The organism is Rhodococcus mengyinensis, assembly GCF_048381435.1.
Lineage (GTDB): Bacteria > Actinomycetota > Actinomycetes > Mycobacteriales > Mycobacteriaceae > Rhodococcus_F > Rhodococcus_F opacus_D.
In genome coordinates this window covers 53,496-76,842 of record NZ_JBLWIT010000161.1, presented here as the reverse complement: position 1 = coordinate 76,842, position 23,347 = coordinate 53,496, and the positions used below count along the sequence as shown (strand labels likewise).

General features: G+C 66.0%; 34 protein-coding genes. 30 read left to right on the top strand and 4 right to left on the bottom strand.

All coding sequences use genetic code 11. The annotated features are described in order from the left end of the window. The first annotated feature begins 39 nt into the window (after positions 1–39). The 10 genes from fadD5 to ACNJ7E_RS42860 all read left to right on the top strand — a co-directional run bounded on the left by fadD5 (position 40) and on the right by ACNJ7E_RS42860 (position 10,191). The gene (fadD5, locus tag ACNJ7E_RS42905; RefSeq protein ID WP_280782624.1) at positions 40–1,632 is read left to right on the top strand and encodes a fatty-acid--CoA ligase FadD5; all 1,593 of its coding nucleotides are present in this window, start codon (positions 40–42) and stop codon (positions 1,630–1,632) included. 64 nt (positions 1,633–1,696) lie between these two features. Next, the gene (locus tag ACNJ7E_RS42900; protein ID WP_105412661.1) at positions 1,697–2,506 is read left to right on the top strand and encodes an MlaE family ABC transporter permease; all 810 of its coding nucleotides are present in this window, start codon (positions 1,697–1,699) and stop codon (positions 2,504–2,506) included. Continuing rightward, positions 2,506–3,366: an MlaE family ABC transporter permease gene (locus ACNJ7E_RS42895; RefSeq protein WP_009479359.1), complete on the top strand. Its 861-nt coding sequence runs from the start codon at positions 2,506–2,508 to the stop codon at positions 3,364–3,366. The genes ACNJ7E_RS42900 and ACNJ7E_RS42895 overlap by 1 nt, the downstream gene beginning before the upstream one ends. Continuing rightward, positions 3,366–4,418, top strand: coding sequence for an MCE family protein (locus ACNJ7E_RS42890; protein WP_418342631.1), 1,053 nt, complete (start codon positions 3,366–3,368; stop codon positions 4,416–4,418). The genes ACNJ7E_RS42895 and ACNJ7E_RS42890 overlap by 1 nt, the downstream gene beginning before the upstream one ends. Beyond that, positions 4,415–5,431, top strand: coding sequence for an MCE family protein (locus tag ACNJ7E_RS42885; RefSeq protein ID WP_280782626.1), 1,017 nt, complete (start codon positions 4,415–4,417; stop codon positions 5,429–5,431). The genes ACNJ7E_RS42890 and ACNJ7E_RS42885 overlap by 4 nt, the downstream gene beginning before the upstream one ends. Further along, entirely contained in the window at positions 5,428–6,468 is a 1,041-nt protein-coding gene (locus ACNJ7E_RS42880; RefSeq protein WP_418342630.1) for an MCE family protein, read from the top strand. The genes ACNJ7E_RS42885 and ACNJ7E_RS42880 overlap by 4 nt, the downstream gene beginning before the upstream one ends. Beyond that, complete coding sequence (locus ACNJ7E_RS42875) at positions 6,465–7,556, top strand: MCE family protein (RefSeq protein WP_317569216.1); 1,092 nt, start codon at positions 6,465–6,467, stop codon at positions 7,554–7,556. The genes ACNJ7E_RS42880 and ACNJ7E_RS42875 overlap by 4 nt, the downstream gene beginning before the upstream one ends. Then, positions 7,553–8,602: an MCE family protein gene (locus ACNJ7E_RS42870; RefSeq protein WP_280782629.1), complete on the top strand. Its 1,050-nt coding sequence runs from the start codon at positions 7,553–7,555 to the stop codon at positions 8,600–8,602. The genes ACNJ7E_RS42875 and ACNJ7E_RS42870 overlap by 4 nt, the downstream gene beginning before the upstream one ends. Continuing rightward, complete coding sequence (locus ACNJ7E_RS42865; protein WP_418342629.1) at positions 8,599–9,786, top strand: MlaD family protein; 1,188 nt, start codon at positions 8,599–8,601, stop codon at positions 9,784–9,786. Before ACNJ7E_RS42870 ends, ACNJ7E_RS42865 begins: the two co-directional genes overlap by 4 nt. 30 nt (positions 9,787–9,816) lie before the next feature. Further along, on the top strand, positions 9,817–10,191 hold the full coding sequence (locus tag ACNJ7E_RS42860; RefSeq protein ID WP_283332979.1) for a hypothetical protein: 375 nt from the start codon (positions 9,817–9,819) through the stop codon (positions 10,189–10,191). A gap of 18 nt (positions 10,192–10,209) precedes the next feature. Here the strand turns inward: ACNJ7E_RS42860 and ACNJ7E_RS42855 are convergent, their stop codons facing one another. The 4 genes from ACNJ7E_RS42855 to ACNJ7E_RS42840 form a co-directional block, all read right to left on the bottom strand. Next, on the bottom strand, positions 10,210–11,058 hold the full coding sequence (locus ACNJ7E_RS42855) for an ABC transporter permease (protein WP_105412652.1): 849 nt from the start codon (positions 11,056–11,058) through the stop codon (positions 10,210–10,212). Further along, positions 11,055–11,870, bottom strand: a complete 816-nt coding sequence (locus ACNJ7E_RS42850; protein WP_105412651.1) for an ABC transporter permease — start codon at positions 11,868–11,870, stop codon at positions 11,055–11,057. The genes ACNJ7E_RS42855 and ACNJ7E_RS42850 overlap by 4 nt, the downstream gene beginning before the upstream one ends. After that, positions 11,867–12,835: an ATP-binding cassette domain-containing protein gene (locus ACNJ7E_RS42845; protein ID WP_105412650.1), complete on the bottom strand. Its 969-nt coding sequence runs from the start codon at positions 12,833–12,835 to the stop codon at positions 11,867–11,869. Before ACNJ7E_RS42845 ends, ACNJ7E_RS42850 begins: the two co-directional genes overlap by 4 nt. 287 nt (positions 12,836–13,122) lie before the next feature. After that, on the bottom strand, positions 13,123–13,599 hold the full coding sequence (locus tag ACNJ7E_RS42840) for a hotdog fold domain-containing protein (protein ID WP_418342628.1): 477 nt from the start codon (positions 13,597–13,599) through the stop codon (positions 13,123–13,125). 466 nt (positions 13,600–14,065) lie between these two features. On the opposite strand from ACNJ7E_RS42840, the gene rpsJ reads away from it, so the two are divergent. The 20 genes from rpsJ (at position 14,066) to rpmD (ending at position 23,346) form a co-directional block, all read left to right on the top strand. Then, the gene (gene rpsJ / locus ACNJ7E_RS42835; RefSeq protein WP_003938093.1) at positions 14,066–14,371 is read left to right on the top strand and encodes a 30S ribosomal protein S10; all 306 of its coding nucleotides are present in this window, start codon (positions 14,066–14,068) and stop codon (positions 14,369–14,371) included. A 20-nt stretch (positions 14,372–14,391) separates the two neighbouring features. Further along, on the top strand, positions 14,392–15,048 hold the full coding sequence (gene rplC / locus ACNJ7E_RS42830) for a 50S ribosomal protein L3 (protein WP_005239628.1): 657 nt from the start codon (positions 14,392–14,394) through the stop codon (positions 15,046–15,048). Further along, positions 15,045–15,734, top strand: coding sequence for a 50S ribosomal protein L4 (rplD, locus tag ACNJ7E_RS42825; protein WP_105412648.1), 690 nt, complete (start codon positions 15,045–15,047; stop codon positions 15,732–15,734). The genes rplC and rplD overlap by 4 nt, the downstream gene beginning before the upstream one ends. Next, the gene (rplW, locus tag ACNJ7E_RS42820; RefSeq protein WP_005239632.1) at positions 15,731–16,036 is read left to right on the top strand and encodes a 50S ribosomal protein L23; all 306 of its coding nucleotides are present in this window, start codon (positions 15,731–15,733) and stop codon (positions 16,034–16,036) included. The genes rplD and rplW overlap by 4 nt, the downstream gene beginning before the upstream one ends. 40 nt (positions 16,037–16,076) lie before the next feature. Further along, positions 16,077–16,913: a 50S ribosomal protein L2 gene (gene rplB / locus ACNJ7E_RS42815; protein ID WP_280782635.1), complete on the top strand. Its 837-nt coding sequence runs from the start codon at positions 16,077–16,079 to the stop codon at positions 16,911–16,913. A gap of 13 nt (positions 16,914–16,926) precedes the next feature. After that, entirely contained in the window at positions 16,927–17,208 is a 282-nt protein-coding gene (gene rpsS / locus ACNJ7E_RS42810) for a 30S ribosomal protein S19 (RefSeq protein ID WP_003940820.1), read from the top strand. Beyond that, complete coding sequence (gene rplV, locus ACNJ7E_RS42805; protein WP_005239634.1) at positions 17,205–17,609, top strand: 50S ribosomal protein L22; 405 nt, start codon at positions 17,205–17,207, stop codon at positions 17,607–17,609. The genes rpsS and rplV overlap by 4 nt, the downstream gene beginning before the upstream one ends. Further along, on the top strand, positions 17,609–18,415 hold the full coding sequence (gene rpsC / locus ACNJ7E_RS42800) for a 30S ribosomal protein S3 (protein WP_005239635.1): 807 nt from the start codon (positions 17,609–17,611) through the stop codon (positions 18,413–18,415). The genes rplV and rpsC overlap by 1 nt, the downstream gene beginning before the upstream one ends. Before the next feature lie 3 nt (positions 18,416–18,418). Beyond that, the gene (rplP, locus tag ACNJ7E_RS42795) at positions 18,419–18,835 is read left to right on the top strand and encodes a 50S ribosomal protein L16 (protein ID WP_005239636.1); all 417 of its coding nucleotides are present in this window, start codon (positions 18,419–18,421) and stop codon (positions 18,833–18,835) included. After that, positions 18,835–19,071, top strand: a complete 237-nt coding sequence (rpmC, locus tag ACNJ7E_RS42790) for a 50S ribosomal protein L29 (protein ID WP_005239637.1) — start codon at positions 18,835–18,837, stop codon at positions 19,069–19,071. The genes rplP and rpmC overlap by 1 nt, the downstream gene beginning before the upstream one ends. Further along, complete coding sequence (gene rpsQ, locus ACNJ7E_RS42785) at positions 19,068–19,349, top strand: 30S ribosomal protein S17 (RefSeq protein WP_005239638.1); 282 nt, start codon at positions 19,068–19,070, stop codon at positions 19,347–19,349. The genes rpmC and rpsQ overlap by 4 nt, the downstream gene beginning before the upstream one ends. A gap of 170 nt (positions 19,350–19,519) precedes the next feature. Then, a complete protein-coding gene (gene rplN, locus ACNJ7E_RS42780) occupies positions 19,520–19,888 on the top strand; it encodes a 50S ribosomal protein L14 (protein WP_005239639.1) in 369 nt (122 codons plus the stop codon). Next, positions 19,888–20,205 (top strand): 50S ribosomal protein L24, encoded by a 318-nt coding sequence (gene rplX, locus ACNJ7E_RS42775; protein ID WP_005239640.1) that lies wholly within the window; start codon positions 19,888–19,890, stop codon positions 20,203–20,205. Before rplN ends, rplX begins: the two co-directional genes overlap by 1 nt. A 1-nt stretch (position 20,206) precedes the next feature. Next, on the top strand, positions 20,207–20,773 hold the full coding sequence (gene rplE, locus ACNJ7E_RS42770) for a 50S ribosomal protein L5 (protein WP_005239642.1): 567 nt from the start codon (positions 20,207–20,209) through the stop codon (positions 20,771–20,773). A 4-nt stretch (positions 20,774–20,777) separates the two neighbouring features. Further along, positions 20,778–20,963 (top strand): type Z 30S ribosomal protein S14, encoded by a 186-nt coding sequence (locus ACNJ7E_RS42765; protein WP_005239644.1) that lies wholly within the window; start codon positions 20,778–20,780, stop codon positions 20,961–20,963. 148 nt (positions 20,964–21,111) lie between these two features. After that, positions 21,112–21,510, top strand: coding sequence for a 30S ribosomal protein S8 (gene rpsH / locus ACNJ7E_RS42760; protein WP_005239657.1), 399 nt, complete (start codon positions 21,112–21,114; stop codon positions 21,508–21,510). 14 nt (positions 21,511–21,524) lie between these two features. Further along, positions 21,525–22,064: a 50S ribosomal protein L6 gene (gene rplF / locus ACNJ7E_RS42755; RefSeq protein ID WP_005239658.1), complete on the top strand. Its 540-nt coding sequence runs from the start codon at positions 21,525–21,527 to the stop codon at positions 22,062–22,064. Position 22,065: 1 nt separating this feature from the next. Next, positions 22,066–22,473, top strand: a complete 408-nt coding sequence (gene rplR / locus ACNJ7E_RS42750) for a 50S ribosomal protein L18 (RefSeq protein ID WP_005239660.1) — start codon at positions 22,066–22,068, stop codon at positions 22,471–22,473. A 37-nt stretch (positions 22,474–22,510) separates the two neighbouring features. After that, positions 22,511–23,167 carry a 30S ribosomal protein S5 gene (rpsE, locus tag ACNJ7E_RS42745; protein ID WP_280782636.1) on the top strand — a complete coding sequence of 219 codons (657 nt, stop codon included), beginning with the start codon at positions 22,511–22,513 and terminating at the stop codon, positions 23,165–23,167. Next, complete coding sequence (gene rpmD, locus ACNJ7E_RS42740; RefSeq protein ID WP_005239665.1) at positions 23,167–23,346, top strand: 50S ribosomal protein L30; 180 nt, start codon at positions 23,167–23,169, stop codon at positions 23,344–23,346. The genes rpsE and rpmD overlap by 1 nt, the downstream gene beginning before the upstream one ends. The last annotated feature ends 1 nt before the right edge of the window (position 23,347 follow it).

Here is a 23,347-nt window from a genome sequence, read left to right as displayed (position 1 = left end):
GGGCGCCGGACACGAGTACAGCGAAGGGACCACCACCACATGTCGTCACGTAGCGAGCTGCTGGAGCAGCCACTGCAATCCCGCCGCAACCACTGGAACAACTGGGTTGCGTCGCACGCGGAGATGAAGCCCGATCAGGCCGCGTTCCGCTTTCTCGGCCACAGTACGACCTGGCGCGAATTGCACGACCGATCGGAGGCGCTCGCCGGCGCACTGTCCCGGCGAGGCGTGAAGTTCGGCGACCGTGTTCTGCTGATCACCCTCAACCGCACCGAATTCTTCGAAGCGGTTCTCGCGATCAATGCCCTCGGCGCCATCGCGGTCCCCGTCAACTTCCGGCTCACCCCGCCCGAGGTCGCGTTCATCGCCCGTGACTCCGGGGCTCGTGCGGTGTTCACCGAGCCCGCGCTCGCACCGCTGGTCGCGGCGGTGCGGCAGGACGTTCCCGAACTGAGCCTGGTCGTGAACATCGGCGCCGACACGGAAGCCGACATGCTCGGCTACGAAGAACTCGTGTCGGAGTCCGGCCCGGCCCATGCCCCCGTCGATCTGCCGGAGGACACACCGTCGCTGATTCTCTACACGTCCGGAACGACGGGTACGCCCAAGGGGGCGGTGCTGTCGCACTCGAACATGGTCGGACAGTCCATCACCTGTATCCGCGCGATGCGTTACGACCGCGGCGACGACATCGGGTTCCTCGCGTCCCCCGTGTTCCACGTGGCCGCGCTCGGTTCCGTCGCCCCGATGCTGATGCTCGGCGGTACCACGGTGATTCACCCGCTCAAGGCGTTCAACCCCACCGAGATGCTCGACGTGTGGGAGCAGGAGCGGATCACGACGGTGTTCCTCGTGCCGGTGCAGTGGCAGGCCGTCTGCGCCGACCCGACCGTCCGGGGTCGCGATCTCGCCCTCCGCGTCATCAGCTGGGGGGCGGCGCCCGCATCGGATACTGTGCTGCGGGCCATGGCGGACACGTTCCCGCGGGCGCTCATCGTCGCCGTGTTCGGGCAGACCGAGATGTCGCCCATCACCTGTGTCCTCGACGGGGACGACGCGATCCGCAAACTGGGTTCGGTGGGCAAACCGATCCCGACGATCCAGACACGCGTCGTCGACGACGACATGAACGTCGTCGCACCCGGGACCGTCGGCGAAATCGTCTACCGCGGACCGACGATGATGCTCGAGTACTGGCAGAACCCGGCCGCCACGGCGGACGCGTTCGCCGGCGGGTGGTTCCACTCCGGAGATCTGGTGCGGCAGGACGACGAAGGATTCGTCTACGTCGTCGACAGGAAGAAGGACATGATCATCTCCGGCGGAGAGAACATCTACTGCGCCGAGGTGGAGAACGTCCTGTTCGGACATCCGCGGATCCGGGAGGCCGCCGTCGTCGGCCGGCCCGATCCCAAGTGGACCGAGGTGCCCGTCGCCGTCGTCGCACTCGACGACGAGGGATCCGACCTCACCGTGGACGAACTCGCGGCATGGCTCGACGACAAGCTCGCCCGGTACAAACACCCGAAAGACGTCGTGATCGTCGACGCGCTGCCCCGCAACGCCAGCGGCAAGGTCGTCAAAGGCGAGCTCCGAAAGGCCCACGGCGCATCCGGCGTCGCGGTCGTCTGACCCCGTATCGAACATCTCGAGGCCGGTCCCCGCTCTGCGGTGACCGGCAACGGGGGAGGACCGCGTGACATTCGAGTTGCCACCCGCCAAAGGGCCCGTGAGTCACTTCGCCAACGAAGTCGGCGCACTCATCGGATTCTCTATCGCGACCACGGTGGCCGCGGTGCGAGTTCTGGTGCGGCGCAAGTTGGCCTGGCGGGAACTGCTGGATCAGGCCTGGCGGATCGCGTCGGTCACATCGGCACCCGCCCTGCTGTTGATGATCCCCATCGGAGTCCTCATCGCTGTCACGATCGGTAGCCTCGCCGGTCAGCTCGGCGCCGAGGGGTACACCGGGGCGGTCGTGGGGTTCGTGATCGTCGGGCAGGCGTCCGCCCTGGTGTGCGCGCTGATGCTGGCCGGGGTCGGAGGGTCCGCGATCTGCGCCGACCTCGGCTCGCGGACGATCCGCGAAGAGGTCGAGGCCATGGAGGTGCTCGGGCTCAATGTGATCGAGCGGCTCGTGGTCCCGCGCGTGCTCGCAGCGGTGATCGTCGGCATCGCACTCTGCGCGATGGTCACCGCCGTCGGAGTGTCGGCCTGCTTCCTCTTCCAGGTGATCGTCCAGAACAGTTCGGCGGGAAGCTTTCTCACCGCACTGTCGCAGTACACGCGGCTGTCGGATTTTGTGGTCGCCCTCGTCAAATCGACGGCGTTCGCGGTGACGTCGGCGCTCGTCGCCAGTTTCAAGGGGCTGCACGCCAAGGGCGGGCCCAGCGGTGTCGCCGACGCCGTCAACGAGGCCGTCGTTCTGGCCTTCATCCTGGTCTTCATCGTCAACACCGTGCTCAGTCAGCTCTATTCCGTTCTCGTCGTCCCGGTAGGTGGTTACTGATGGTCGTGAGCACCAGATGGCCCGCAGTGCACTGGGTGCGGGCCCGGGCTCGTCAGCCCCTCGACCTGATGACGGGGCTGGGGCGGGAATTCACGTTCTACGGCAGCGTGATCGCCGGAGTTCCCCTCGCCATCGTGAAGTACTGGCGGCACATCATGCGTCAGATCGGCGACATCAGCTTCGGCGGTGCCACGCTGCTCGCCGGCGGCGGCGCGATCGGTGTCGTCTTTGCGATGTCCGCCGTCGCTGCGACGCAGGTGGGCATCGAGGGGCTGCGCGGACTGGACCTGCTCGGCATGGGATCGCTGTCCGGACTCCTGTCGGCGATCCTCAACACCCGCGAACTGGCGCCCGTGATCGCCAGCATCGCGCTCGCGGCGAAGGTCGGAACCGGGTTCACCGCGCAGCTCGGCGCCATGCGCATCTCGGAGGAGATCAGTGCGCTGGACGCGATGGCGATCCGGTCGCTGCCGTTCCTCGCGAGCACACGACTCGTCTCGTGCCTGATCTGTGTGGTGCCGTTGTACGTCGTCGGCCTGCTGTCGTCGTACCTGGCATCGCGGCTCGTGATCGTCACGTTCGGCGGGCAGTCGGCCGGAACCTACGACTACTACTTCCATCTCATGCTCACCCCCACCGACGTCGTGTACTCGTTCGTCAAGGCCGTCGTGTTCGCGACGATCATCGCGCTCGTCCACTGCTCGTACGGATACCACGCGCACGGCGGCCCCGAGGGCGTCGGCCGTGCGGCCGGACGTGCGTTGCGGACCAGCATCCTCGCCATCGGTATCGTCGATCTGCTGCTGACGCTCTCGCTGTGGGGTCTCGTCCCGTCCGCCCCCGCCCTGGGGTTGCCGTGATGCGCGGCCGCCCGGGTGGTCCGGGCACCGGCGCACTCGCCGTGCGGGGGGTGATCGGAGTGGCGGTCCTGATTCTGGGATCGGCATTGCTGGTCGGTTTCGGCACCGGAACGATCGTCACCGATCCCGTGGTGACAGCGACACTTCCGGCCGACGCCGGTGCCGTGAAGTCGCACACCACGGTGTCCTACAAGGGGGCGACCGTCGGAACCGTGTCGAGTGTCGACGCCGGAATGAACGAGACGGGCATGGACATCAGTCTCCGCCCCGAGCAGATGCGTCACATCCCGGCTTCCGTCCAGGTGCGGGTCGTTCCCCGCACGCTGTTCGGCGACCAGACCCTCGAGCTGGTGTCGACCGCCGGAACCGGCGGCGCCCGACTCGAGGCCGGGGCGCGGCTGCAACCCGACACCTCGGCCGAGACCGTCCAGATGTACGACCTGTACTCGAAGGTCTACGACATGCTGTCGCGGGTGAAACCCGAACAGATGCAGGCCGCACTCAGCGCCGTCGCCGACGCGTTGCGGGGTCGCGGCGAGCAGTTGGGGCACACCATCGACAGCCTCCACGCTGTGGCGACATCCACCTCGCCACTCCTTGAGTCGGTCGCAGAGCGGACGCCACAGATCGCCCGGATCAGTGAGCAACTGGCCGCGGCCGCGCCGGACGTCCTCGCCGCCATGGACGCCGCGGTGTCGCTGTCGAACACACTCGTCGAGAACACCGACAGCTTCACCGGTTTCCTCGCCGCTTCGCTCGTCGTCTCGAGGAATTCCGGCGACGTCCTGGAACAGAACGCGGACAACATGATCGCGGTGGCCCTGAACGTCTCGCCGACCCTGGGCACCATGGCCAGCAAGTCCGATCTGCTGCGGGCCACCCTCGACGAGGCAGGCCCGTTCGGCGAGGCCGGCGCCGCCGTCTTCGCCACCGGCAAGTTCGCGGTCCGGGTCGCCGCGGACCTGTCCAACCCGCGGCCCTACACGTCGGCCGACTGCCCGCAGTATCCCGGCATGGACGGACCGAACTGCGGGGGAGGTGGCGGAGGATGAGCGTCCGGAACTCGGCAATCAAACTGGCGATCTTCGGCGTCCTCGGCATCCTCTCGGCAGTGCTCGTCGTGAACACGCTGCGGGTCCCGGTCGAGGGGCAGACCGTCACGTACAAGGCGTTGTTCACCGACGCCCAGGGTGTCACTCCCGGCAGCGACGTCACCATCGCCGGTGTGCGGGTGGGACGTGTCGATTCGATCGACATCGTCGACGGCGACGCCGGAAGTGCCACCGCCCTGGTGGACTTCGAGGTGCAGCGCGATCAGAAACTTCCCGCCGACACCACCGTCGCCATCCGGTACGGCGACCTCCTGGGGGTCCGGTATCTCGATCTCGCGGCCGGGCCGTCGGGCGAGGGCACCCTCGAGGAGGGCGACACGATTCCGCTCGACCGAACGTCGCCCGCACTCGACCTCACCAGTCTCTTCAACGGATTCAAGCCACTGTTCGACGCCATCGACCCGAAACAGGTCAACGCACTCGCCACCGAAGTCGTCGCGGTGTTCGACGGCAGAAAGGCGAGCATGGAAACTCTGCTGCGCAGGGTGGCGGACGTCACCGGCAACCTGGCGAATCACGATCAGCTGATCGGTGATCTCATCCGGAACCTCGAGGTGGTGGTGGGAACGGCGGCGGCACGGGGTCCCGAGCTGTCCCACCTCGTCGACAGCCTCACCCAGTTCACCGGGATGCTGGCCGAGAACAACGAGGTTCTCATGGACACCCTCGATCAGAGTGCGGCGGTGAGTCGCTCGGCGCTGCAGATCGTGGACGGGCGCGTCCCGGAGCTCGGCCGCACCGTGGAACAACTTCACTCGCTGACGGGGGCGATGCTGGGCGCCAACCCGGAATTCGATCACCTCATGGTGGCCATGCCGGAGTTCTTCTCCTCCGTCGACCGCTCGGGCTCGTACGGCTCGTGGCTCAACATCTACCTGTGCACCTTCATCGTCAACGTCGACGGTCGCGAAGGCGCCCTCGGTCCCGACCTGCATTCGAGGTACTGCCAATGAGTGTCACCGAGAACGTGCGCGACGTCTGGGACTCGCTGGCGGGAAATCAGCGAGTGCGGCCCGTCAACCCGCTGATCGTCGGAATCGTGGGAATTCTCGCGGCAACGCTGGCGCTGGCGCTGGTTCTGGTGATCCCGCGGGTGAGCTTCGCCGTGCGGACCGACGGATACACGGCCGAACTCGCGAACGCTGCGGGCCTGACCGATTCGGACTACGTGTACGTGGCGGGGGTCCCCGCCGGCCGGGTCACCGGAGTGGACCTGGCGGGCGATCACGTGGTCGTGCACTTCCGGCTCGACGGTGAACGTCACCTCGGATCGACGACGTCCGCGGGGGTGAAGCTGTCGACCATCCTCGGCAAGCGCTATCTGGACGTCGCGCCGTCGGGGCCGGGAGACCTGGGGGACGACGGGGTGATCCCACTCCGCCGCACCAGCGTTCCGTATTCGCTCGACGACATCGGATCGTCCGCGATCGAGACGGCGGACGAACTCGACCTCGGGGGACTGCAGAAGATGCTTGCGGTGGTGACGGAGACATTGCCGCAGGACGCGAACGTCAACCGGGAGGCACTGGCGGGTGTGAGCGCGGCGTCCACGATCCTGGCGAAGAACGCCGACCAGGTCACGCAATTGCTGGACAGCTCGCGGACCCTCACGGACGTGCTGGTCGGTCAGCAGGGTCAGCTCACCACCCTGCTCGGTAACGCGGACGTCGTGATGAACACACTCGCCACCCGGCGTGCAGCCATCCGCCAGATGGTCGACGATCTCCAGGCGCTCGTCGCACAGGCATCCCAGTTCCTCGGCGAGAACACCGCCGAGCTGGATTCACTCCTCGCGAACGCGAGGCAGGTGACGGACCGGTTGCAGGCGAACCTCGCCAACCTCGACTCGCTCCTGACCACGGGTGCACCGGCCGCGAGGGCCCTCGTGAACGCGACCGGAACCGGCGACTGGGCCGACGTCTCCGCGCCGTCGGCCGTCATCGCCGACAACCTGCTGTGCGTCGTCGGACTGATCACGGGGTGCTCGTGAACGCGGGCATCGCACGCCGGGTCGCCGGGATCGGCGGCGTGCTCGCGCTCGTGGTGGCGATCGTCGTGGCAGGCTGGCTGCTGATCTTCCGCACGTCGTCCACCGTCGTGCATTCCGAATTCGCCTACGTCAACGGCGTGTTCCCCGGCACCAAGGTCTCGGTGCTCGGGGTTCCGGTCGGCACGGTCGAGGCGGTCGAGCCGAGAGGCGCGACCGTAATGGTCACGATGTCCGTCGCGTCGGACATCGTGCTGCCCGCGGACGCGAATGCGTACGTGCTGGTGACGTCCGCGATCGGTGAGCGATTCGTCGAACTCGGCCCCGCGTACACCGGCGGCCCGGTGTTCGAGAGCGGGCAGACCATTGCACCCGAGCGCAGTCATTCGCCGATCACCTGGGACCAGTTGATGGACAGCGTCGACACCGTCGTCAAGGCGCTCGGTCCGGACGGAGGCGATGCCGGCGCCGCGATCTCCGCTGCCGCCGCGTCCTCGGACGGCCTCGGTCCCGCGATGAACGACGCCATCCGCACACTGTCGCAGGCGAGTTCGGTGATCGCAGGCAACAGCGCGGATGTCGGCGCGCTCGTCGACAACCTCGAGGTGCTCGTGAACGCGATCTCGTCGCGTCAGGCGCAGGTCGATTCACTCGCCGGTTCGCTCACTGCGATCGGCGACGAGTTCGCCGGCCAGCAGTTCGCGATCGGCGACACGGTGAACCAGTTGTCCGCGCTCCTGAACCAGATCGACCAACTCGTGTCCGCCCGGGGCGGCGACGTCGCCGCCGGCATCGACAACCTCGCGGGAGTGAGCGAGGTGCTGCAGAGGCACGACACCGACCTCGCCGAGATCATGGACCTGGTGCCCTTGCTGATCGACAACATCCAGCGTGCGGTCACTCCTGACCAGCGTGCCCGCATCCGGCTGAACATCTCCACCAACCTGGCGCAGGCCGAGCCGACGTCCCCGCTCTGCGCGGTGGTCGATCCGATCCTCTGCCGCGGAGCGGGAATCACCAACCCGATTCAGTTTCCGCCCAGCATGTCCGACCCGTTCGGGCTGCGCGAACTCATGGTCGGAGGACGATGACGATCCGGACGAGAACGAAATCGCTGACGGCGGCGCTGATCGTCGGTATGGCGCTGCCGGTCGCGGGGTGTTCGCTGAGCCTGCAGGATCTGTCGGTGGGCCGTTCGCCGGACGGTCCGTCGTATCAGATCTCCGCGCAGTTCGACGGTGTCGATCGTGTCGTCCCGGGCGCCGAGGTCCGGGTGGGTCAAGAGGTGGTGGGCCGAGTCTCGGACGTGTCGACCCGGGACTTCACCGCTCGGATCGAGATGCGGATCCGCGACGACGTTCCGATACCGCAGGATGCGACGGCCCGGATCGAATTGCCCACGGCCCTCGGCAATCCCTTCGTCCGACTCGACGTCGGGGACGCGGCAGGCGCGCCGATGAGCGAGGGTGACACCATCCCACTGGACCGGACGTCGCGCGGTCCCGACATCGAGAGTGGCCTGGCCGCGCTGGCCACCGTGCTGAACGGCAGCGGCATAGACCAGATGCACGCCATCATGAACGAATTGACCGTCGCCTTCGCGGGCCGCTCGGACAAGGTCCGGGAACTGGTGGACATGTTGAACGACACACTGGGCGTCGTCGACGACCATCGGGACGAACTCGACCGGGCGATGGTGGCGTCCAATGCCTTCGCGGCGGAACTCGCCGCCGGGCAACCGACTCTCGATCGGGCGATGACCGGCCTGGCGCCTGCGGTGGATCTCCTGGTGTCGCAACGAGATCAGATCGTCGCGTTGATGGGGGAGGCGTCGCGTCTCAGCCGCGAGGCGCAACATGTCCTCGGCAGTGCCGGATCCGAACTGTCGGCCGAGATCAGCGACGCGGGGGCCGTGCTCACGGCACTCGACGGGTTCGAGTCACAACTCGCGCCGACGTTGAATTCGGTGGCGACGTTCCTCGGTGGATTCGCCGCGGCCACACCCGGCGATTACACGACGTTCGACGGAACGTTCGACGTCACCGCCGTCATCGCCAAGTTGCTCACCGGATCGGCTCCGCTCGAGGTGCCGGAAGCCCGCACGCTGCCCGAGGTACTCGCCGGAGGCGTCCGATGATGACACGTCACGTGGTCGCGCAGTTGGTCCTGTTCCTCGTGATCTCGATCGCCGCGATGCTGTTCGGGCTGCGGTACGTCGCAGGCCCGGACACGTTCGGAAGTCCCATTCACCTGAGTGCGCGGCTCGACCACGCCGCGGGCCTCGCCCAGGGAGCGTCCGTCAATTATCGCGGCGTCGGAGTGGGCACTATCAGCTCCGTCGACGTGAACCCCGAAGGGACGGGCGTCGTCCTCGGCATCGAACTGCATCCCGGTACCCAGGTGCCGGCCGGATCGACGGCGAAGATCACCACCGAGAACGCGATCGGCATCCAGGCGCTCGACATCATGCCCGACAGTGCGGACCCGCCGTACCTCGCGGACGGAGACGTCGTCGAGGTTCCGGAGGAGGGAATCCCGCGCTCGCTCGACGCGACCCTCGTCGAGACCACGGACCTCGTGAACTCGATGGACGTCACCGCTCTGTCGTCGCTGGCCGACACGTTCGGCACCGCCTTCGGGGGCACGGGGCCCGACCTCCAGAACCTGCTCGACGGTTCCGCCGAGATCGCCCGGACACTCGAAACCCGCACCGACGCATTGTCGACCATCGTGAACAAGGGCATGCCGCTCCTGGACACCGCGGACGGCCTCACCGCCGCTCTGCCGGAATCGGCGAGCACCGCCCGGAGCGTCCTCGAGCAGTTGCGGGCCAACGATTCCGCGCTCGTCGACCTGCTCGGGCGCTCGCCGCAGACGATGTCGAGTCTGGACTCGTTGCTGTCGGGAAATCGGGACTCACTGGGCGCCCTGATGGCGAATCTGGTTCTCCCCACCCGGATCGTCGGTGACCGCACACCCTCCCTCGACTACGGCCTGACGATCATGCCCGGCGCGCTGCCGAAGATCGCGTCGATCGAGAAGGGCGGACTCGCGGACCTTTTCCTGGTCGGAACGCAGGGGCCGATGTGCGTGTACGACGCCCCTCGCCGTCTGGTGACCGACGCGGAACCGAGTGCGCCCGCCCTGGACTGGACGTGCCAGTCGCAGCAGTACCTGGAGCAGCGGGGTGCCGTGAACGTTCCACGACCGGACGACCTGGGTCAGGAGAACGCGACGAGGAACGGCGGCGTCTACGGACCACCGGCCGCGGACGATCCGTTGGTGATCGAGCCGCCACTCACGGGGCACACCCCGCGCTAGGTCCGTGCACGAGCCGAGGAGAGAACATCGATGAGCAAACCGACGGGTGCGGCGGACGGTGTCGACACGGCCGGCCGTATCAGGAGACTCACCCAGGCCGCACTCAATGCCGACGTCACGATCGGCCGCGTCGACGGGGTGGCCCACGAGATCGGGACGTCCCTCGACGAATTCGCCCGCGTGCTGGGCAGGTTCGACGCGTTGCTGGACAAGTTCGCCGACGGGCTCGACACCTTCGCGGGCACGGTCCGGTCGGTGGACGGAGTCGTCGGGTCGCTGACGGCCCCCGAACAGGACCTCGACGAGCTGCTGCTGCGCGTCGGCCGGATCGTCGAGACGGTCGACTGGCTGCTGACCCCCGCGACCGCGGTGCGTCACCGGTTGGCCGGGATCAGATTCTTCTGAGCTCCGGTATGCGAGGGGCTATGCCGGGTTGCCCGCGGCCCGGCGATAGCCGCGCACCGCGGGGTAGGTGAAGATCAGCAGCCCGGCGAGCGACCACGCGATGGTCTTGAGCAGAGGCTCCGCGACGGGACCGCCCATCGACAGTCCCTTCATCGCGTCGATCGCGCACGACATCGGCTGGTTCTCCACGAACGGCTGGAGCCACGTGGGGTAGGCGCCGGTGGGTACGAATCCCGAGTTGAAGAACAGCAGGAGAGTGCACAGCAGGGAGAGGAGTTCGACGAGCGGTGCCTTCGCCGCGTTGACGGCGAGGGCGGTCACCATCGTCGCGAAACTCACCCCGAACAGCAGCGGCAGGAGCATCAGCGCGACACCGGCGAGGATGCCCTGATCGAACCGGAACCCGATGGCGAAACCGACGGCGATGATCAGCACCGTCGTGAGCATGATCCGCACCGATTCGGCCATCAGGCGACTGAGCAGGCCCGACGCGCGGTGCACGGGCAGCACCCAGAACCGGCTCAGGAGCCCGTCCGCCCATTCCTTCTTCAGCGACAGGCCGCCCGCGATGGATCCGAACATCGCGCCGACGAGCGTGATCATCGGAACGGTCCCGAAGACGCTGTTGACCCCGGTGGCCTTGGTGATCGAGATCCCGAGCACGGCCCAGAACATCAGCAACATCAACGACGGGTACACGATCGCCTGCAGCATGGTGTACGGGTCGCGCGCCCAGCGGAGTAGAAGTCGTCTGGTCTGCAGCAGGCTGTGCGAGAAGAGTGCGGCGAAGGAATTCTCCGGGTGGGGTTCGAGCACCTCGGGGAAGGTCACCGTCGCTGGTGTGTCGGATCGGTATTCGGTGGTCATCCGCGCCTCACATTCGACCAGATCGACAACGGAATGAAGACCAGCGCCAGCCCTCCGCACCACAACAGGGTGGGTGTCAGCTGGTGGAACGTGATCGTGCCTTCCGTCATGGCACGCATGGACGAGGAGAACTGCGAGATGGGCTGATTTCGCACGAAACCCTGCGCCCACTCCGGGAACTGCGTCACCGGAACGAAACCGGACGAGAACATGCCGAGGATCAGCTGGGGGAGCGTCAGCGCCTGACTGGTGACCTCGGGGCTCCGGGTCAGAGTGCCGAGGGCGTCGGCACCCGTCGTGAGCGTGAACCCGATGAGCATCGCCAGCCCGCAGAACGCCGCGGTCAGCCCGAAGCCGCCGTCGAACCTGAAGCCGATCGCGTATCCGTAGCCGATCGCGGCGACGAGGGAGATCGTCGAGTGCACGAGGGAGGCTGTCATTCGCGCGGCAAGCGGGACCGCCGCCCCGACCGGCATCGTCTGGAATCGCGAATTCATGCCGTTCGACGCCTCGGTGGCCGCGCGGTGCGCCGCCGAGATGGCGGTGAACGCCATGGCCTGCAGGACGATGATCGGCATGACGAACTGCGCGTAGTCGATGCCCTGGAACTTCATCACCAGACGCAGCGGCAGATAGAAACCGACAGTGAAGATCAGCGGGGCGAACACCGCGATGAAGAACTGACCGAACACCCACATCGTGTGCAGGTTCCGCTGGGACAGCGCAATCCACTGCTGGATGATCGACGGTTGCGGCCGCCGGTGCCTGCCTTCGAGGGCACTGTCGAATCCGAGCTGGGCGGGCGCCGTCACGACGGCAGGCTCTCGTCGACGCGGACGTGACCGGTGAGGGAGAGGAAGACGTCGTCGAGGGACGGGCGCCGCAGGGCGATGTCGGCGAGCGTGACCCCGGCGAGGTCGAGGCGGCGCAGAACCTCGGCGAGGGTCTGGGCGCCGTGTTCGGCGGGAATCGACAGCCGGTCGGTGCCTTCCTCGATGGCCCGGCCGGGTGGGCAGAGGCTCGAAAGGATTTCGCGGACGCGCGGCAGGTCGTCGAGACTCACCGGGACGACCTCGCAGTAGCTTCCGCCGGTCCGGGCCTTCAGTTCGTCGGCCGTGCCCTCGGCGATCACGGTGCCCTTGTCGATGACGACGATGTTGTCGCTCAGCAGGTCGGCTTCTTCGAGGTACTGCGTCGTCAGCAGGATCGTGATCCCTTGCTCCTTCAGCGCGGACACGAGGGACCACACGCCCTGGCGGCTGCGGGGGTCGAGGCCGGTGGTGGGCTCGTCGAGGAACACCACCTCGGGACGGATCACGAGGCCACAGGCGATGTCGACGCGCCGGCGCATACCGCCGGAGTACCCGGACACCTTCCGGTCACCCGCTTCGAGCAGATCGAACTGTGTCAGGAGGTCCTGGGCGCGCGATTTCGCGGACGCCTTGGGCAGGCCCATCAGGCGGCCGAACAGCACCAGATTCTCGCGGCCGGTCAGTGACTCGTCGAGGGCGGCGTACTGGCCCGTCATCATGATGCTGCGCCGGACGTTCGCCGACTCCTCGACGACGTCGTGTCCGGCGACGAACGCGCGGCCCGCATCGGGGCGCAGCAGAGTGGACAGCACGTTGACGGTGGTGGTCTTCCCTGCGCCGTTGGGGCCCAGGATGCCCAGGACCGTGCCGCGGGGCACCTCGAAGCTCACACCCCGCAACGCTGCTACGTCACCGAAGGATTTCTCGATTCCCTCGACAAGAACGGCGGAGTCAGGTGCTGGCATGTCCCGAGTATGTCACGCGAAGAGGGTGATCAAGGCAGACCGGGGAACACCTTCGCGCCCGACGAAGGGGTGGGAAAAACTTCTGTAACGCGTAAAGACAGGTACACGATAAATGCCGGACGTCTGTACCACTTCGGCATCGGCGACCACGGCGGAAACCGACCCGTCCGGCCGGAAGGTCGTGCTGTGCCGCGACGTTCCGGCTCCGGGGAAGTGCCACACGGCAATTCGGGTCACTCCCGCGAACTTCGGGACGAATGTGAGCTTCGACATGCGCCTTTCGCGCTCTACCGCGGCGTGACCCACGTCGTGATGTCGGCGTGAACCACCTCTGCTCCCTGTCGGTCGAAGATGCGCACGGGCACGACCACGTCGGTGCCCTCGGTGATCGCGGCAAAATCCGGCAGCTCCGGCAGTTCCGCGACGGCGCGCAGCGTTCCGTTCGCCTTGGCGAGGTAGTCGACCGTCATCGACTTCGGGATCCACCGGTGGGTCGACGGCACGGTCGCCTCGGACAACATGCCCATGGCGGCCTCGGCGAGGTTGCACGCCGCGATCGCGTGGAACGTACCCAGGTGGTTGCGGACGCCCCACCATTTCGGTGCGCGGACTTCGCAGCGGCCCGGGCGCATCTCGACGACGCGGGGGAGTACCGAGCCGAAGTAGGGGACGCGCAGACACATACCGATAGAGAAGAGGACGTGTCCGAGCGTGTTGTCGGGGAGCTTCTGCCACGCGGCGAACGTGGGACTCGAGGTAGTCACTCCCGTATCTTACTTCAGGGTAAGTTCGGTCGAGTACGAGAGGAATCGAGCCCGGTTTGAAGTCTCCCGCCCGGTACGGCATACTGGTCGGGTTGCCTTGTCTGGGACGCGATCGTTTGCGGCCCGAAACAGGTGGGGTGAAACGTCGCGGTGTAGATCACATGACCTGCTCGCGGCCACATGCAAGACGGAAGCAGTACCTACTGGCACTCGAATTCGAGTGCATCCGGTGCGCGTTCCCGGCCCGAAAAGCTGAAAAGTTCCGGGTCGGAGAATGAGTGGGAGGGCGACACGCCCGACCGCGTGTACCGGAGAACCATGACAGATGAACAGCGGCAGCGGATCGGGTGTGTCCCGGTCGCCTAGCGTTCGGACAGTTGCGGCCCAGGTAAGGGACTGTGCAGACGAGGTAGTTCGGCCCGACTCGGGTGGGACTACGAAACGCGGCAAGAAAAGGACACTAAGCGTGGCGGGACAGAAGATCCGCATCAGGCTCAAGGCCTACGACCATGAGGCGATCGACGCGTCAGCGCGCAAGATCGTCGAGACGGTGACCCGTACCGGGGCCCGCGTCGTTGGACCCGTGCCGTTGCCGACCGAAAAGAACGTGTACTGCGTCATCCGCTCGCCGCACAAGTACAAGGACTCGCGCGAGCACTTCGAGATGCGTACTCACAAGCGGCTTATCGACATCCTCGACCCGACGCCCAAGACGGTTGACGCGCTCATGCGCATCGACCTTCCGGCCAGCGTCGACGTCAACATTCAGTGAGCGCGGCGGAGACAAAAACAATGACTGATACCAAGATCAAGGGAATCCTGGGCACCAAGCTCGGCATGACCCAGGTCTTCGACGAGAACAACCGGGTCGTTCCGGTCACCGTCGTGAAGGCCGGACCGAACGTCGTGACCCAGATTCGTACCGAAGAGCGTGACGGCTACAGCGCCGTGCAGCTCGCGTTCGGCGCCATCGACCCGCGCAAGGTGAACAAGCCGACTTCCGGCCAGTTCACCAAGGCCGGCGTCACCCCGCGCCGCCACGTTGTGGAGCTCCGCGTTGCCGACACCTCGGAGTACGAGGTCGGCCAGGAACTTACCGCCGAGGTTTTCGAGGACGGCGCCTACGTCGACGTCACCGGAACCAGCAAGGGTAAGGGCTTCGCCGGAACCATGAAGCGCCACGGCTTCGCCGGTCAGGGTGCATCGCACGGTGCGCAGGCCGTTCACCGTCGCCCCGGTTCCATCGGTGGTTGCGCCACTCCGGGCCGCGTGTTCAAGGGCATGCGCATGTCCGGCCGCATGGGTAGCGACCGCATCACGACGCAGAACCTCTCCGTTCACAAGGTGGACGCCGAGAACGGCCTGCTGCTGATCAAGGGTGCGATCCCCGGCCGCAAGGGTGGCCTCGTGATCGTCAAGAGTGCAGTGAAGGGTGGTGCACGAGCATGACCAGCACCGAGACATCGACGACCAAGCTGACGCTGGACGTCAAGGTCGCCGGCGGCAAGACCAACGGCACCGTCGAGCTCCCCGCGGAGATCTTCGACGCGCCTGCCAACATCGCGCTTCTCCACCAGGTTGTCGTCGCGCAGCTCGCCGCTGCACGTCAGGGCACCCACGCCACCAAGACCCGCGGCGAGGTTCGCGGCGGTGGCAAGAAGCCGTACCGCCAGAAGGGCACCGGCCGCGCACGTCAGGGCTCGACCCGTGCACCGCAGTTCGCCGGCGGTGGCACCGTCCACGGCCCGCAGCCGCGCGACTACAGCCAGCGGACCCCCAAGAAGATGAAGGCCGCCGCCCTGCGCGGAGCCCTCTCCGACCGGGCCCGCAACGAGCGCATCCACGTGATCACCGAACTGGTTGCCGGTCAGACTCCGTCCACGAAGTCCGCCCGCACCTTCCTCGGCGAGATCTCGGACCGCAAGAAGGTCCTGCTCGTCGTCGGACGCGAGGACATCGCGGCCTGGAAGAGCGTGCAGAACCTGGACGGCGTGCACCCCATTGCACCCGACCAGCTCAACACCTACGACGTGCTCAACAGCGATGACGTCGTGTTCAGCGTCGAGGCGCTGAACTCGTTCATCCACGGGCCCGCCGAGACCGCCCAGGAAGAGAACAAGGAGGAGGGCAAGTGAGCACCATCGCCGATCCCCGCGACATCCTGCTCGCCCCGGTCATCTCCGAGAAGTCCTACGGACTGATCGAGGAAGGCACCTACACCTTCCTGGTGCACCCGGACTCGAACAAGACGCAGATCAAGATTGCCGTCGAGAAGATCTTCGGCGTCACCGTGACCAGCGTCAACACCGCCAACCGTCAGGGCAAGCGCAAGCGGACCCGGTTCGGTTACGGCAAGCGCAAGGACACCAAGCGCGCGCTCGTGACCCTCTCGGCCGACAGCAAGCCCATCGAGATCTTCGGAGGACCGGTCGCGTAAGCGCCCGGGACTTGACGAGACATAGAGGACGAGAAGACTCATGGCAATCCGTAAGTACAAGCCGACTACCCCGGGCCGTCGTGGCTCGAGCGTCTCGGACTTCGCCGAGATCACTCGGTCGACCCCCGAGAAGTCGCTGGTTCGCCCGCTCCACGGACGCGGTGGACGTAACGCACACGGTCGTATCACCACCCGGCACAAGGGTGGCGGACACAAGCGCGCCTACCGGCTGATCGATTTCCGTCGCAACGACAAGGACGGCGTGCCGGCCAAGGTCGCTCACATCGAGTACGACCCCAACCGCACCGCGCGTATCGCCCTGCTGCACTACGCGGACGGCGAGAAGCGCTACATCATCGCCCCCAAGGGCCTGATCCAGGGTGCTCCGGTCGAGTCCGGCGCAGGCGCCGACATCAAGCCCGGCAACAACCTGCCCCTGCGCAACATCCCGACGGGTACCACCATCCACGCGGTGGAACTCCGCCCGGGTGGCGGCGCCAAGATGGCCCGCTCGGCCGGATCCAGCATCCAGCTGCTCGGTAAGGAAGGCACCTACGCCACGCTGCGTATGCCGTCCGGCGAAATCCGTCGTGTCGACGTTCGCTGCCGCGCCTCGATCGGTGAGGTCGGCAACGCCGAACAGTCGAACATCAACTGGGGCAAGGCCGGCCGTATGCGCTGGAAGGGCAAGCGCCCGACCGTCCGTGGTGTCGTGATGAACCCGGTCGACCACCCGCACGGTGGTGGTGAGGGTAAGACCTCCGGTGGTCGCCACCCGGTCAGCCCGTGGGGCAAGCCCGAGGGCCGCACCCGCAAGAACAAGGCGAGCGACAAGCTCATTGTCCGTCGTCGCCGTACCGGCAAGAACAAGCGCTAGGAGGGAGTGAAGGATGCCACGCAGCCTCAAGAAGGGCCCGTTCGTCGATGACCACCTCCTCGCGAAGGTGGACGTGCAGAACGAAAAGGGAACCAAGCAGGTCATCAAGACCTGGTCCCGTCGTTCCACGATCATCCCGGACTTCATCGGCCACACGTTTGCGGTTCACGACGGCCGCAAGCACGTCCCCGTGTTCGTTTCCGACTCGATGGTCGGACACAAGCTCGGAGAGTTTGCACCGACCCGCACGTTCAAGGGTCACATCAAGGATGATCGGAAGGCGAAGAGGCGATGAGCAACACCGAAACCGCCAACCCGACCGCCAAGGCAGTAGCGCGCCACGTGCGCGTCACGCCGATGAAGGCGCGTCGTGTTGTGGACCTGGTCCGCGGGCGTTCGGTTGAAGACGCCCTGAACATCCTGAAGTTCGCGCCGCAGGCAGCGAGCGAGCCGGTCGCCAAGGTGATCGCCTCTGCAGCAGCCAACGCCGAGAACAACCTCGACCTCGACCCGAGCACGCTTGTCGTCGCCACGGCGTTTGTGGACGAGGGCGCGACCCTCAAGCGGTTCCAGCCGCGTGCACAGGGACGTGCGTTCCGTATCCGCAAGCGCACCAGTCACATCACCGTGATCGTGGAGAGCCTGCCGAAGACCGGAACATCGACCCGTAATCGCCGGAAGGGAAGTGCTCAGTAGTGGGCCAGAAAATCAACCCGCACGGCTTCCGCCTCGGCATCACCACCGACTGGAAGTCTCGCTGGTACGCAGACAAGCAGTACGCGGAGTACGTCAAGGAAGACGTCGCGATCCGTAAGCTCCTCGCCACCGGCATGGAGCGTGCGGGCATCGCGAAGGTCGAGATCGAGCGCACCCGTGACCGTGTGCGTGTGGACATCCACACCGCTCGCCCGGGCATCGTCATCGGCCGCCGCGGCGCCGAAGCCGATCGCATCCGTTCCGAGCTCGAGAAGCTGACCGGCAAGCAGGTCCAGCTGAACATCCTCGAGGTCAAGAACGCCGAGGCCGAGGCTCAGCTCGTCGCACAGGGTGTGGCCGAGCAGCTCTCGAACCGTGTCGCCTTCCGTCGCGCCATGCGCAAGGCCATCCAGTCGGCCATGCGTCAGCCCAACGTCAAGGGCATCCGCGTTCAGTGCTCCGGTCGTCTCGGCGGCGCCGAGATGTCCCGGTCGGAGTTCTACCGCGAAGGCCGTGTGCCGCTGCACACGCTTCGTGCGGACATCGACTACGGCCTCTACGAGGCCAAGACCACCTTCGGCCGCATCGGCGTGAAGGTCTGGATCTACAAGGGCGACATCGTCGGTGGCAAGCGTGAGCTCGCCGCCAACGTGGCTGCTCCCGCAGGCGACCGCCCGCGCCGTGAGCGTCCGAGCCGTCCCCGTCGTTCCGGTGCCACCGGCACCACCGCGACCAGCACCGAGGCCGGCCGCGCAGCGACCGCCACTGCCGATGCACCCGCTACGACTGAACAGAAGGAGGGCTGACGCATGTTGATCCCACGGCGGGTCAAGCACCGCAAGCAGCACCATCCGAGCCGTTCGGGTGCCGCCAAGGGTGGAACCCAGGTGACCTTCGGTGACTACGGCATCCAGGCTCTCGAGCCGGCCTACATCACCAACCGGCAGATCGAGTCCGCTCGTATCGCCATGACCCGGCACATCAAGCGTGGCGGCAAGATCTGGATCAACATCTTCCCGGATCGCCCCCTCACCAAGAAGCCGGCCGAAACCCGCATGGGTTCCGGTAAGGGTTCGCCCGAGTGGTGGATCGCGAACGTCAAGCCCGGTCGCGTGATGTTCGAGATGAGCTACCCCAATGAGGAGATCGCTCGTGAGGCCCTGCGCCGCGCGATGCACAAGCTTCCGTGCAAGTGCCGGATCGTGACAAGGGAGGAGCAGTTCTGATGGCTACTGGAACCCCAGCCGCAGAGCTCCGCGAGCTCACCGAAGAAGAGCTGGTCACCCGGCTTCGTGAGTCGAAGGAAGAGCTGTTCAACCTTCGTTTCCAGATGGCCACGGGTCAGATGGACAACAACCGTCGACTTCGTACCGTTCGTCACGAGATCGCGCGTATCTACACCGTTCTGCGTGAGCGTGAGCTCGGGCTGGCCGTTGGTCCGGACGCAGGTGACGCGGCATGAGTGAGGAAAAAGCAGTGAGCACTGAAGAGCGCGGCAGCCGCAAGGTCCGCACCGGATACGTCGTCTCCGACAAGATGGAGAAGACGATCGTGGTCGAGCTCGAAGATCGGGTCAAGCACCCGCTCTACGGCAAGATCATCCGGCGCACCAGCAAGGTGAAGGCGCACGACGAGAACGGCGTCGCAGGCATCGGTGACCGCGTGCAGCTGATGGAGACCCGTCCGCTGTCCGCGACCAAGCACTGGCGTCTCGTCGAGGTCCTCGAGAAGGCCAAGTAAGAAACCGAATAATGTATCCAGTACGATGGTGGGGTTGCCTTGCGGCAGACGCACGGCAACCCCACCGTTGTGCCGCCCACCCGGGCGGCCCCTCTCGCAGGGCACGGGTACAGACCGCGCACGTCGGGTCGGAAATCTGCCGTGCAACAGTCCAGGTCAAGGAGAAGTAAGTGATTCAGCAGGAGTCGCGGCTGCGCGTCGCCGACAACACGGGTGCCAAGGAGATTCTCTGCATCCGCGTTCTCGGTGGTTCGTCTCGCCGCTACGCCGGGATCGGTGACATCATCGTCGCCACCGTCAAGGACGCCATCCCGGGTGGAAACATCAAGAAGGGCGAGGTCGTCAAGGCCGTCATCGTCCGTACCACCAAGGAACGTCGCCGTCCGGACGGGTCGTACATCAAGTTCGACGAGAACGCCGCCGTCCTCATCAAGCCGGACAACGATCCCCGTGGCACCCGCATCTTCGGCCCCGTCGGCCGTGAGCTGCGTGAGAAGAAGTTCATGAAGATCGTCTCGCTCGCCCCGGAGGTGCTGTGATGAAGGTGCACAAGGGTGACACCGTGCTGGTCATCGCCGGCAAGGACAAGGGCGCGAAGGGCAAGGTCATCCAGGCCTACCCCGCGACCAACAAGGTCCTCGTCGAAGGCGTGAACCGCATCAAGAAGCACACCGCGGTTTCCGCGAACGAGCGCGGAGCCTCCTCCGGCGGCATCGTCACGCAGGAAGCCCCGATCCACGTTTCCAACGTCGCGGTCGTCGACTCGGACGGCAACCCCACTCGCGTGGGCTACCGGACCGACGAAGAGTCCGGCAAGCGCGTTCGGATTTCCCGGAAGAACGGGAAGGACATCTGACATGACCTCCACTGAGAACAAGATCCAGCCGCGCCTGAAGACTCGCTACCGCGAGGAGATCAAGGCTGCGCTGAACACCGAGTTCGACTACGCCAACGTGATGCAGATCCCCGGCGTCGTCAAGGTCGTCGTCAACATGGGTGTCGGTGACGCCGCGCGCGACGCCAAGCTGATCAACGGTGCCGTCAACGATCTCGCTCTGATCACCGGTCAGAAGCCCGAGATCCGCAAGGCACGCAAGTCCATCGCGCAGTTCAAGCTCCGCGAGGGAATGCCGATCGGTGCCCGCGTCACGCTGCGTGGCGACCGCATGTGGGAGTTCCTGGACCGTCTCGTGTCCGTTGCGCTTCCCCGCATCAGGGACTTCCGCGGCCTGTCGGGCAACCAGTTCGACGGCAACGGCAACTACACGTTCGGCCTGAACGAGCAGTCGATGTTCCACGAGATCGACGTGGACAAGATCGACCGCCCGCGCGGCATGGACATCACCGTGGTGACCACCGCGACCAACAACGAAGAAGGCCGTGCCCTGCTGAAGCACCTCGGCTTCCCGTTCAAGGAGAACTGAGCTAATGGCTAAGAAGGCATTGGTCAACAAGGCCAACAAGAAGCCCAAGTTCGCGGTGCGCGCCTACACCCGCTGCCAGCGCTGCGGCCGTCCGCACTCGGTGTTCCGCAAGTTCGGCCTGTGCCGAATCTGCGTCCGTGAGATGGCGCACGCCGGCGAGCTGCCCGGCGTTCACAAGAGCTCCTGGTGAGCCGGTGACGCCGTCGCCTCGGCGGCGGCGTCACCCCACAGACTTCCGGTTCGTAACCTCGGACCGGGAAACGTAAGACCTACTTCGCGATAGGCCTGCGCCGGAAACGGCAGAGGGAACCGTTGTGAGAAAGGTAGAGGTCAACCTCATGACCATGACCGACCCCATCGCAGACTTCTTGACGCGTCTGCGCAACGCCAACACGGCGTACCACGATGAGGTGAAGTTGCCCCACTCGAAGATCAAGGCGAACATCGCCGAGATCCTCAAGCGCGAGGGTTACATCGCCGACTACCGCACCGAAGACGCCGAGGTGGGCAAGACCCTCATCGTCGACCTGAAGTACGGGCCGAGCCGTGAGCGCAGCCTTGCCGGCGTGCGCCGCGTCTCCAAGCCCGGTCTGCGTGTGTACGCGAAGTCCACCAACCTGCCCAAGGTTCTGGGCGGCCTCGGCGTGGCGATCATTTCCACGTCCACCGGCCTGCTCACCGATCGCCAGGCGGCCAATCAAGGAGTGGGCGGGGAAGTCCTCGCCTACGTCTGGTAAGGGAGGCCACCACAATGTCGCGTATTGGAAAGATTCCCGTCACCGTCCCCGGCGGCGTCGACGTCTCGATCGACGGCCAGGACGTCACGGTCAAGGGTCCCAAGGGCACGCTGGCCCTGACGATCTCCGAGCCGATTGCCATTGCGAAGAACGACGACGGCACGCTCAGCGTGACTCGTCCGGACGACGAGCGTCGCAGCCGCGCGCTGCACGGTCTGTCTCGCACCCTGGTGCAGAACCTCATCACCGGTGTCACCGACGGTTACACCACCAAGATGGAGATTCACGGCGTCGGTTACCGCGTCGCTCTCAAGGGCAAGGACCTCGAGTTCGCACTCGGCTACAGCCACCCGGTCCCGATCGAGGCTCCGGAAGGCATCACCTTCGCGGTCGAGTCGCCCACCAAGTTCTCGGTGTCGGGCATCGACAAGCAGAAGGTCGGGCAGATCTCGGCCAACATCCGTCGTCTCCGTCGTCCGGACCCGTACAAGGGCAAGGGCGTGCGTTACGAGGGTGAGCAGATCCGCCGCAAGGTCGGAAAGACGGGTAAGTGATATGAGCCAGACTGCAAACCAGAAAGCCAAGCGGATTCCGCTCGGCAAGGATGCGTCCACGAAGCGTCGCCTGTCGAAGGTGCGTCGTCACTTCCGTCTCCGCAAGAAGGTCTCCGGCACGCCCGAGCGTCCCCGCCTGGTCGTCAACCGGTCCTCGCGCCACATCCACGTCCAGCTCGTGGACGACCTCGCAGGCCACACCCTGGCTGCGGCGTCGACCACCGAAGCCGACGTGCGTGCAGCGGACGGCGACAAGAAGGCCCTCAGTGCGAAGGTCGGTCAGCTGATCGCCGAGCGCGCGAAGGCAGCCGGTGTCGAGGCCGTCGTGTTCGACCACGGTGGACACGGCTACCACGGTCGCATCGCGGCCCTTGCGGACGCAGCTCGCGAAGGCGGGTTGAAGTTCTGATGACCAAGACCGAGTACATGAACGGAAGGACAGCCTGATGCCGGGACGTCAGAGGCGTGACGGCGGAAGCGGACCCGCCGGACAGAATGGCCCCAACACGGGGGACAACCGCGGCGGCGGCGACCGTCGTGGTGGCGGTCGCGACGATCGTCGCGGCGGACAGTCGGCCGAGAAGTCGAACCACATCGAGCGCGTCGTCACGATCAACCGCGTGTCGAAGGTCGTCAAGGGTGGTCGTCGCTTCAGCTTCACCGCTCTGGTGATCGTCGGCGACGGTAATGGACTGGTCGGCGTCGGCTACGGCAAGGCCAAGGAAGTTCCTGCGGCCATTCAGAAGGGTGTCGAGGAGGCTCGCAAGAGCTTCTTCCGCGTTCCGATGATCGGTGGCACCATCACGCACCCGATTCAGGGTGAGGCCGCAGCGGGCGTCGTCATGCTGCGTCCGGCCAGCGCGGGTACCGGTGTCATTGCCGGCGGCGCGGTGCGTGCCGTGCTGGAGTGCGCCGGTATCCACGACATCCTGTCGAAGTCGCTCGGTAGCGACAACGCCATCAATGTCGTGCATGCGACCGTTGCTGCGCTCAAGGGCCTGCAGCGTCCCGAGGAAGTTGCGGCTCGCCGCGGTCTCGCCCTCGAAGACGTGGCTCCCGCCGGCATGCTGCGTGCACGCGCACAGGCTGGGAGCGTGAAGTAATGGCCGAACTCAAGGTCACTCAGATCAAGAGCACCATCGGTACCAAGCAGAACCAGAAGAACTCTCTGCGCACGCTGGGCCTGAAGGGCATCCGTCAGACCGTTGTTCGTGAGGACAACGCGCAGAACCGCGGTCTGATCAACGTGGTGCGCCACCTCGTCACAGTTGAGGAGGTCTAAC

Coding starts and splice junctions, on each gene's coding strand:
- fadD5 (WP_280782624.1), top strand. CDS start 40: ATGTCGTCACGTAGCGAGCTGCTGGAGCAGCCACTGCAATCCCGCCGC.
- ACNJ7E_RS42895 (WP_009479359.1), top strand. CDS start 2,506: ATGGTCGTGAGCACCAGATGGCCCGCAGTGCACTGGGTGCGGGCCCGG.
- ACNJ7E_RS42890 (WP_418342631.1), top strand. CDS start 3,366: ATGCGCGGCCGCCCGGGTGGTCCGGGCACCGGCGCACTCGCCGTGCGG.
- ACNJ7E_RS42885 (WP_280782626.1), top strand. CDS start 4,415: ATGAGCGTCCGGAACTCGGCAATCAAACTGGCGATCTTCGGCGTCCTC.
- ACNJ7E_RS42880 (WP_418342630.1), top strand. CDS start 5,428: ATGAGTGTCACCGAGAACGTGCGCGACGTCTGGGACTCGCTGGCGGGA.
- ACNJ7E_RS42870 (WP_280782629.1), top strand. CDS start 7,553: ATGACGATCCGGACGAGAACGAAATCGCTGACGGCGGCGCTGATCGTC.
- ACNJ7E_RS42865 (WP_418342629.1), top strand. CDS start 8,599: ATGATGACACGTCACGTGGTCGCGCAGTTGGTCCTGTTCCTCGTGATC.
- ACNJ7E_RS42860 (WP_283332979.1), top strand. CDS start 9,817: ATGAGCAAACCGACGGGTGCGGCGGACGGTGTCGACACGGCCGGCCGT.
- ACNJ7E_RS42855 (WP_105412652.1), bottom strand. CDS start 11,058: ATGACCACCGAATACCGATCCGACACACCAGCGACGGTGACCTTCCCC.
- ACNJ7E_RS42845 (WP_105412650.1), bottom strand. CDS start 12,835: ATGCCAGCACCTGACTCCGCCGTTCTTGTCGAGGGAATCGAGAAATCC.
- rplC (WP_005239628.1), top strand. CDS start 14,392: ATGACTGATACCAAGATCAAGGGAATCCTGGGCACCAAGCTCGGCATG.
- rplD (WP_105412648.1), top strand. CDS start 15,045: ATGACCAGCACCGAGACATCGACGACCAAGCTGACGCTGGACGTCAAG.
- rplB (WP_280782635.1), top strand. CDS start 16,077: ATGGCAATCCGTAAGTACAAGCCGACTACCCCGGGCCGTCGTGGCTCG.
- rpsS (WP_003940820.1), top strand. CDS start 16,927: ATGCCACGCAGCCTCAAGAAGGGCCCGTTCGTCGATGACCACCTCCTC.
- rplV (WP_005239634.1), top strand. CDS start 17,205: ATGAGCAACACCGAAACCGCCAACCCGACCGCCAAGGCAGTAGCGCGC.
- rplP (WP_005239636.1), top strand. CDS start 18,419: ATGTTGATCCCACGGCGGGTCAAGCACCGCAAGCAGCACCATCCGAGC.
- rpmC (WP_005239637.1), top strand. CDS start 18,835: ATGGCTACTGGAACCCCAGCCGCAGAGCTCCGCGAGCTCACCGAAGAA.
- rpsQ (WP_005239638.1), top strand. CDS start 19,068: ATGAGTGAGGAAAAAGCAGTGAGCACTGAAGAGCGCGGCAGCCGCAAG.
- rplX (WP_005239640.1), top strand. CDS start 19,888: ATGAAGGTGCACAAGGGTGACACCGTGCTGGTCATCGCCGGCAAGGAC.
- rplE (WP_005239642.1), top strand. CDS start 20,207: ATGACCTCCACTGAGAACAAGATCCAGCCGCGCCTGAAGACTCGCTAC.
- ACNJ7E_RS42765 (WP_005239644.1), top strand. CDS start 20,778: ATGGCTAAGAAGGCATTGGTCAACAAGGCCAACAAGAAGCCCAAGTTC.
- rpsH (WP_005239657.1), top strand. CDS start 21,112: ATGACCATGACCGACCCCATCGCAGACTTCTTGACGCGTCTGCGCAAC.
- rplF (WP_005239658.1), top strand. CDS start 21,525: ATGTCGCGTATTGGAAAGATTCCCGTCACCGTCCCCGGCGGCGTCGAC.
- rplR (WP_005239660.1), top strand. CDS start 22,066: ATGAGCCAGACTGCAAACCAGAAAGCCAAGCGGATTCCGCTCGGCAAG.
- rpsE (WP_280782636.1), top strand. CDS start 22,511: ATGCCGGGACGTCAGAGGCGTGACGGCGGAAGCGGACCCGCCGGACAG.
- rpmD (WP_005239665.1), top strand. CDS start 23,167: ATGGCCGAACTCAAGGTCACTCAGATCAAGAGCACCATCGGTACCAAG.